We start from the raw sequence: 5,750 nt of genomic DNA on the forward strand, positions 1-5,750 counted from the left end.
GGTGATGAGACGGGRCCCGCGGTTTGCGCAGCAAMGCGTGGGGCGRMAGCGCGAATGCGATGGCGCASCCCCCCTGAGTCAGGGGGCGGCGCCGAAGGCGCSGGGGTCTGGATGGTGATGAGACGGGRCCCKCGGTTTGCGCAGCAAAGCGTGGGGCGGCAGCGCGAATGCGATGGCGCRKCCCCCCTGAGTCAGGGGGCGGCGCCGAAGGCGCSGGGGTCTGGATGGTGATGAGACGGGGCCCKCGGTTTGCGCAGCAAAGCGTGGGGCGAAAGCGCGAATGCGATGGCGCGTCTCCGACAGGCTAAACTGTTGGTCTTTCTGCCTTTTAGACTGCGACCGCGCATCATGTCCGAGCCTACTGCCGCCCCCACCGACGCCCTTCCGGAAACCCAGGAAAAACGGGACTTCATCCGTCAGATCGTCCGCGAGGACCTGGCCGCCGGCAAGCATGCCGCGATCAAGACGCGCTTCCCGCCCGAGCCCAATGGCTACCTGCACATCGGCCACGCCAAGTCGATCTGCCTGAACTTCGGCATCGCCGGTGAGTTCGGCGGCGTGTGCAACCTGCGTTTCGACGACACCAACCCGGCCAAGGAAGACCCCGAGTATGTCGCGGCCATCCAGGACGACGTGCGCTGGCTGGGCTTTGAATGGAACGAGCTGCGCCACGCCTCGGATTATTTCGATGCCTATTATCTGGCCGCGCAGAAGCTGATCGCCGATGGCAAGGCCTACGTGTGCGACCTGTCGGCCGAGGAAGTGCGCGCCTACCGCGGCACCCTGACCGAGCCGGGCCGCCCGTCGCCCTACCGCGAGCGCAGCGTGGAGGAAAACCTGGACCTGTTCGCACGCATGCGCGCCGGCGAGTTCCCGGACGGTGCGCGCACCGTCCGCGCGAAGATCGACATGGCCAGCGGCAACATCAACCTGCGCGACCCGGCCCTGTACCGGATCAAGCATGTCGAGCACCAGAACACCGGGAGTGCGTGGCCGATCTACCCGATGTACGACTTCGCGCATGCGCTGGGCGATTCCATCGAAGGCATTACCCACTCGCTGTGCACGCTGGAATTCGAAGACCACCGCCCGCTGTATGACTGGTGCGTGGACAACGTCGATTTCGCCCACAACCACGCGCTGACCCAACCGCTGGTCRATCGCGGCCTGCCGCGTGAGGCGGCCAAGCCGCGCCAGATCGAGTTCTCGCGCTTGAACATCAACTACACGGTGATGAGCAAGCGCAAGCTGATGGCGCTGGTCACCGAACAGCTGGTGGACGGCTGGGAAGACCCGCGCATGCCGACCCTGCAGGGCCTGCGCCGCCGCGGTTACACCCCGGCGGCGATGCGCCTGTTCGCCGAACGCGTGGGCATCAGCAAGCAGAACTCGCTGATCGATTTCAGCGTGCTCGAAGGCGCGCTCCGCGAAGACCTGGACAGGGCTGCCGCGCGTCGCATGGCGGTGATCGATCCGGTCAAGCTGGTGCTGACCAACCTGCCCGACGGCCACGAAGAAACCCTGACCTTCTCCAACCATCCCAAGGACGAAGCCTTCGGCACCCGCGAGGTGCCATTCGCCCGTGAGCTGTGGATCGAGCGCGAGGACTTTGCCGAAGTACCGCCGAAGGGCTGGAAGCGCCTGGTGCCGGGAGGCGAAGTGCGCCTGCGCGGGGCCGGCATCATCCGCTGCGATGAGGTGATCAAGGACGCCGRTGGCACCATCACCGAGCTGCGCGGCTGGCTGGATCCGGCGTCGCGCCCGGGCATGGAAGGGGCCAACCGCAAGGTGAAGGGCACCATCCACTGGGTCAGCGCCGTGCACGCGGTGCCGGCCGAGATCCGCCTGTACGACCGTCTGTTCTCGGTGCCCAACCCGGACGATGAGTCCGAGGGCAAGACCTACCGCGATTACCTCAATCCGGCATCGCGCCGCACCGTCACCGGCTATGTCGAACCGGCCGCGGCCAGCGCCGCGCCGGAGCAGTCGTTCCAGTTCGAGCGTACCGGCTACTTCGTCGCCGACCGCCGCGACCACACTGCCGCCCGGCCGGTGTTCAATCGCAGCGTGACCCTGCGCGATACCTGGTCGGCCTGACCGGCGTACAACGATGCTGCTGCCAGGTGGCAGCATCTCGAGGAGGAAGCGATGGGCGTGTTGTCGGCGGTGCTGTATTTCTTCAGCCAGCATCCTTTCCTGAGCTTCCCGGTGTGCCTGTTGCTGGGTGGCCTGCTGGTCTGGTGGCGCGAAAACATGCTGTGGCTGCTCGGCGCGTTCCTGCTCGGCACGTTCAACATCGTCGCCGGCCAGATGGTCAATGCAGCGTTCCTCAACGCCGTGGGCGAGCGTGGCASCGGGGTGATCGTGCGCAGCGAGGAGACCAACTCCCGCCTCAACGAGCAGCCCATCTGGCGCTACGAGGCCATCGTGCATACCCGTGACGGCCGGGATGTGGAGACAACGCTGTTCACCCACACCGTCTCCCTGTGGCCGCTGCGCAACGAGATCCAGGTACCTGGTGTAAACCAGGTGTTCGAACTGAAGTACGTGCCCGGCTACCCGCGCAACATCGTGATCCTTACCGAGTCGTCGGCACACGGGCAGGCCCGGCAACGGTTGGCGGCACGCGAGGTCGTGGAGGTCGCCGAGCGGAAGTACCGTTTCAGCCCCGGCAATCCCGCGTTCGCGCAGGACTACCGGCAGGCGATGCAGGCGTTCATCGACGCCAACGATGGCGACCCGAACCAGCAGGTCGCGGTGACACGGTATCGCCACCAGCTGCGGGCGCTGGATGCGTCCCTCCCGCCCTGATCACCCCCCTCGCCCCCTTTTTCACGTGGCCGCGTTCAGCGCGGGCACGGCATCCCCCCGGGCGGCCCGATACACTGCCGCTGCTCCACCTTTGAAGAGGCCTACGTCCCGATGCTGTACGCGCAAGTCCATCTCACCCTGCCCGCCTGGATCCACGACCAGATCGACCTGGGCCGTGCCTATCCCGGTGACGCCGCCAAGGTCGCGCTGGCCATCGCGCTGTCGCGCCTGAATGTCGAGGCGCAGACCGGCGGTCCGTTCGGCGCGGTGGTGTTCGGCCCGGATGACCGCGTCATCGCCGCCGGCGTCAATCGCGTGGTGCCGCACAACACCTCGCTGGCGCATGCCGAGAACATGGCCTACATGCTGGCCCAGCAGCGCCTGCAGACCCCGCGGCTGAACGATGTGCTGAGCCCGATCACCCTGGCCACCTCGTCGCAGCCGTGCTGCCAGTGCTACGGCGCCACCGTCTGGGCCGGCATCGACCGGCTGTTGATCGGTGCCAGCGCGCAGGACGTGGAAGAACTGACCGCCTTCGACGAAGGCCCGCTACCGGCGGACTGGGTCGGTGAACTCAACAAGCGTGGCATCGAGGTCGTGCGCGACATCGAGCGCGACGCTGCGCGCGCGGTACTGCGCCAGTATGGAGAAACCAACGGTGCGCATTACTGACCGCTGCGCTTCGGGCGCGATTGTATGACCGGCCTGCTGTGCCTGTGCCGGCAGGGCTTCGAGCCGGAACTGGCGGGCGAACTGTCCGAGCGCGCCGCTTACGCCGGCATCGCCGGCTATGCGCGCACCCAGCGCAACGACGGCTATGTGCTGTTTGCCACCGACGAAGGCGCGGCGCTGTCCAAGGCATTGCCGTGGCGTTCGCTGATCTTCGCCCGGCAGAAGATGGTGGTGCTGGCCGAACTGCCGCAACTGGATGCGGCCGACCGCATCACCCCGATCATCGCCGCGCTGCAGGGCCAGCAGCGTTTCGGCGACATGTGGGTGGAGCACCCCGATTCGGATGAAGGCAAGCCGCTGGCCGGCCTGGCCCGCGCGTTCGGCAACGCGCTGCGTCCGGCGCTGCGCAAGGCCGGCCTGCTGACCGACAAGCCCAACACCGGGTTGCCGCGCCTGCACATCGTCTTCGTCGACGGTCGCCATGCCTTCGTGTGCGTGGCCGATACCCGTGACAGCGCGCCGTGGGTGCTGGGCATCCCGCGCCTGAAGCTGCTGCCCGACGCGCCCTCGCGTTCGGCGTTGAAGCTGGAGGAGGCGCTGCTGACCTTGATGACCCCGGAAGAGCGCGAGCTGTTGGTCAAGCCGGGCATGCGCGCGGCCGACCTGGGCGCTGCACCCGGTGGCTGGACCTGGGTGTTGACCCGCCAGCACGTCAGGGTGATCAGCGTGGACAACGGCCCGCTGCGCGAGCACGTGCTGGAGACCGGGCTGGTCGAGCATCTGCGTGCGGATGGTTTCCATTGGAAACCCGACGCAGCGCTGGACTGGATGGTCTGCGATATGGTCGAGCAGCCGCGCCGGGTGGCCGAACGGATGGCGACCTGGTTCCGCGAGGGCTGGTGCAAGCATGCGATCTTCAACCTCAAGCTGCCGATGAAGAAGCGCTGGGACGAAACACGGTCGTGCCTGGACCTGTTCCAGGAACAGGCCGGCAAGCCGCTGGTGGTGCGCGCCAAGCAGCTGTACCACGATCGCGAAGAGATCACGGTGCTGGCCTCGCCGCTGCGCTGACCCACGCCGAAATACCGGTAGAGCCGGGCCATGCCCGGCTGGCCGCGCAACGCGCGGCAATGATCGATACACGYCGGGCATGGCCCGGCGTTACCCCCACGTCAAAAGAACGGAGTTCCCATGCGACCTCGCTCTGCCCCGGTCCTGCTGCTGTCCCTCCTGCCGGCCTTCGCGTGGGCCCAGGTGCACACGCCGTCGCCGGCCATCAGCGAACCGCTCCGCGAAGTGCCGGCCAGCGTGCGCACGCAGGCGCTGTCGGAAGGGCGCGTCACCGAGCAGGTGACCCTGCCCGCCGCCGCGGGCGAAGCCCAGGTGACGGTGCGCTCGGTGCAGCCGGTGAGCGTCGTCGGACAATATCGGTTTGCGTTCAGTACGCTGGATGTGGACGGCGATGGGTTCATCAGCCGCGCCGAGGCCCAGGCCAACCCGGCACTGGCCGATGAGTTCACCGCGCTGGACGTAAAGCGGCGCGGCAAGCTGGATCGCGCCGACCTGGCCGGTTGGCTGGTGGATTGACGCCGCCGGGCACCGGCCGGTACTACAACCCGGCCGCGCGCTTCCAGAACATCGATACCAGCGGCGGCAGCTTGCCCGCGCAGCCCAGCGCGCGACCGCGCGCCAGCGTCAGGTGCATCTCATCGTTGGAGAACACCGTGTTGATCGCATCGAAGCTGTAGGCGGCGACCGTATTCTCGCTGCGCCGTTCGCGCGCCCAGCGCTGCAGCCGGTGCGGCGACATCCAGTCCTGGCGGCGCTGCTGCGCGGCCAGCACCATCGCCTGCAGGGCCGCGACATCGCGCAGGCCGAGATTGACGCCCTGCCCGGCCAGCGGATGCACCACGTGCGCGGCATCGCCCAGGGCCAGCACGCGACCGGCCACATACCCGGTAGCCAGCTGACGACGCAGTGGGAATGCCGCGCGCGGGGATGCCAGCGTCATCGCGCCGAGGCGTCCGGCAAACGCGTTGGTCAACTCACGTCCGAAGGCGGCCTCGTCCAACGCCAGCACGCGTTCGGCCTCGGCCTCGGGCAGGGTCCACACGATCGAGCTGCGGCGCGCGCTGATCGGCAGCACCGCCAGCGGCCCCGTCACCAGGAAGCGCTGCCATGCCGTGGCTTCGTTGTCCTTCTCGCTGTCCACGTAGGCGACCACGCCACGCTGGCCGTAGTCCTGGCGCGTGACCTCCAGACCGGCC

6 protein-coding genes are annotated in these 5,750 nt (G+C 67.8%); 5 read left to right on the plus strand and 1 reads right to left on the minus strand.

Features of this window, described 5'->3' with window-relative positions; all coding sequences use genetic code 11:
- The first annotated feature begins 348 nt into the window (after positions 1-348).
- The 5 genes from ACXJKH_RS13040 (at position 349) to ACXJKH_RS13060 (ending at position 5,070) form a co-directional block, all read left to right on the plus strand.
- Complete coding sequence (locus tag ACXJKH_RS13040; RefSeq protein ID WP_457319851.1) at positions 349-2,097, plus strand: glutamine--tRNA ligase/YqeY domain fusion protein; 1,749 nt, start codon at positions 349-351, stop codon at positions 2,095-2,097.
- Between the two features lie 51 nt (positions 2,098-2,148).
- Positions 2,149-2,811, plus strand: a complete 663-nt coding sequence (locus ACXJKH_RS13045) for a hypothetical protein (RefSeq protein ID WP_457319853.1) — start codon at positions 2,149-2,151, stop codon at positions 2,809-2,811.
- A gap of 111 nt (positions 2,812-2,922) precedes the next feature.
- Complete coding sequence (locus ACXJKH_RS13050; protein ID WP_256774965.1) at positions 2,923-3,483, plus strand: nucleoside deaminase; 561 nt, start codon at positions 2,923-2,925, stop codon at positions 3,481-3,483.
- A gap of 24 nt (positions 3,484-3,507) precedes the next feature.
- Positions 3,508-4,554 carry a 23S rRNA (cytidine(2498)-2'-O)-methyltransferase RlmM gene (gene rlmM, locus ACXJKH_RS13055; protein ID WP_256774964.1) on the plus strand — a complete coding sequence of 349 codons (1,047 nt, stop codon included), beginning with the start codon at positions 3,508-3,510 and terminating at the stop codon, positions 4,552-4,554.
- A 120-nt stretch (positions 4,555-4,674) separates the two neighbouring features.
- Positions 4,675-5,070 (plus strand): EF-hand domain-containing protein, encoded by a 396-nt coding sequence (locus ACXJKH_RS13060; protein WP_457319856.1) that lies wholly within the window; start codon positions 4,675-4,677, stop codon positions 5,068-5,070.
- A gap of 22 nt (positions 5,071-5,092) precedes the next feature.
- Here the strand turns inward: ACXJKH_RS13060 and ACXJKH_RS13065 are convergent.
- Positions 5,093-5,750 (minus strand): FAD-dependent monooxygenase (locus ACXJKH_RS13065; RefSeq protein ID WP_457319858.1); only part of this gene is annotated, 658 nt, incomplete at its 5' end.

This window comes from Stenotrophomonas sp. P5_B8, assembly GCF_054049855.1.

Bases quoted from the DNA above. Each gene is read 5' to 3' on its own strand.
- rlmM (WP_256774964.1), top strand. From the start codon at position 3,508: ATGACCGGCCTGCTGTGCCTGTGCCGGCAGGGCTTCGAGCCGGAACTG.
- ACXJKH_RS13060 (WP_457319856.1), top strand. From the start codon at position 4,675: ATGCGACCTCGCTCTGCCCCGGTCCTGCTGCTGTCCCTCCTGCCGGCC.
- ACXJKH_RS13050 (WP_256774965.1), top strand. From the start codon at position 2,923: ATGCTGTACGCGCAAGTCCATCTCACCCTGCCCGCCTGGATCCACGAC.